The sequence below is a fragment of the Streptomyces sp. NPDC005393 genome (genome assembly GCF_040606675.1).
GTDB lineage: Bacteria > Actinomycetota > Actinomycetes > Streptomycetales > Streptomycetaceae > Streptomyces.
In genome coordinates, this window is the sequence record NZ_JBEXFG010000133.1 from 1 (window position 1) to 1,852 (window position 1,852).

2 protein-coding genes are annotated in these 1,852 nt (G+C 66.0%); one reads left to right on the plus strand and one right to left on the minus strand.

Features of this window, described 5'->3' with window-relative positions; all coding sequences use genetic code 11:
- Window positions 1-244 precede the first annotated feature (244 nt).
- Entirely contained in the window at window positions 245-1,156 is a 912-nt protein-coding gene (locus ABZS71_RS35585; protein ID WP_356216997.1) for an IS5 family transposase, read from the plus strand.
- On the opposite strand, the gene ABZS71_RS35590 is transcribed toward ABZS71_RS35585, so the two are convergent.
- Window positions 1,119-1,646 (minus strand): hypothetical protein, encoded by a 528-nt coding sequence (locus ABZS71_RS35590; RefSeq protein ID WP_356216999.1) that lies wholly within the window; start codon window positions 1,644-1,646, stop codon window positions 1,119-1,121. The genes ABZS71_RS35585 and ABZS71_RS35590 overlap by 38 nt on opposite strands.
- Window positions 1,647-1,852 lie beyond the last annotated feature (206 nt).

Consider the following 1,852-nt stretch of genomic DNA (forward strand, 5'->3'; position numbering starts at 1 on the left):
GCTCGACACCTCGAAGCGTGAAGAACGGCCGCCCTGCTGTCTCAGGAACAAACCAAGATCAGCAGGTCGAGTGACCGGCGAGGTTAAAGATCAAGGTCAGAAGCTGTATTTTTTTCGATCTTGAGTGCGGTGTGATCGAAAGTGGGGTCCGGGGCGGGTGAACTCGGCCTCGCGGGCGCATGAAGACAGGGCCCCTTGCGTATCTCGGAGTTGTTGAAGCAACGAGGTACACAAGGAGACCCTGATGTCGCAGTTGTACGCGCTCACGCCGACGGGGTCCAGTTCGTTCGTCTCGTCGTGTGACTGTCTCGCGCACAGGTTCGGTAACGCGGCTGACCAGCCCGACCGGATGTCGGCCTACGACTCGGACATGACCGATGAGCAGTGGCAGGCCGTCCGTCCGCTGCTGCCGGTTCCGGCGTGGATGGAGAGCCGGGGCGGACGCCCGGAGAGTTACTGCCACCGCGTGATGCTGGACGCCGTGTTCTACGTGGTCGACAACGGCATCAAGTGGCGGGCGATGCCGGTCGACTTCCCGGACTGGGACCGGGTCTACGCCTTCTTCCGCCGCTGGCGGGAGACCGGGCTGATCGCCGAGTTCCACGACCGGCTGCGCGGAAAGGTCCGTGAGGCGGCGGGACAGGAGGCGGAGCCGAGTGCGGCGGTCATCGACTCGCAGTCCGTGAAGGCCGACGCGGTCGTCGGCGCCTCCAGCCGGGGCTACGACGGCGGCAAGAAGATCAACGGCAGGCGCCGGCACCTGATCTGCGACACGATCGGCCTGCTGCTGATGATCAACGTGACCGCCGGTGACGTCACCGACCGCCAGGCCGCCACCGACATGCTGCCCGCCCTGCACGGGCGCTTCCCCACGATCACCAAGCTGTGGGCCGACGGCGGCTACACCGGCACCCTGATCACCTGGGCCCTGGCCGCCCTGCACCTGGTCGTCACCGTCATCAAACGCAGCGACGACGTCTCCGGCTTCGTCGTACTCCCGCGCTGGTGGGTCGTGGAGCGCACCTTTGGCTGGCTGCTCCGCTCACGCCGTCTGGCCCGCGACTACGAACGGCGCCCCGACTCCAGCGAGGCGATGATCCTGTGGTCGATGACCATGCTCATGACCCGGCGCCTCGCAACCCCGCAGCGAGCGTGAACCGCCCCGACGGCTCCTTGACCAGCCAGCCCCGATTCACCAGCCGGTTCGCCTTCGACCGCACCCCCTCCACCTTCGCCGGCACCCGCTCCAGCCCGAGCGCCGCAGCAATCTCCTTGCACACCAACGCCGTCTCCGAGGCGGCCAGAACCTCCACGATCCGCTGGTAATCCTCCGACAACACCGACACCTCAAGGCCCTCACGCCGCACCGGCACCACCGATCCCGACACCGCCCCACCCTTCGGCATCGGCATCGGCATCGGGGAAACACTCTCCCCAGTCGGCACGGCAGCCTTCTCGGCGTCAGCACCGTCGCCAGGACCAGCGAGAACCTCGGCGAGAACCTCCCGCGCAGTCACGAACCGCTCCCAGAACAGCTCCGCGTCACGCAACTCGGCAAGTACCCGGTCCGCCTCTTCCCTCAGCACCTCCACCCGCTGCCGCGCTCCCCGCTCCCGCTCCTCCAGCAGACCGACCACCGACGGCATCCCGCACCTCCACGACCGCAACGACACAACGTGTCCTGCCTGCCACGGAAACCGCGACACCATTCCTGACCAGCGAAAAGTCAGCGATCAAGTACGGAAAGACAACAGCTTCTCAGCTTGATCTTTAACCTCGCCGGTCACTCGACCTGCTGATCTTGGTTTGTTCCTGAGACAGCAGGGCGGCCGTTCTTCACGCTTCGAGGTGT

Coding starts and splice junctions, on each gene's coding strand:
- ABZS71_RS35585 (WP_356216997.1), top strand. CDS start 245: ATGTCGCAGTTGTACGCGCTCACGCCGACGGGGTCCAGTTCGTTCGTC.
- ABZS71_RS35590 (WP_356216999.1), bottom strand. CDS start 1,646: ATGCCGTCGGTGGTCGGTCTGCTGGAGGAGCGGGAGCGGGGAGCGCGG.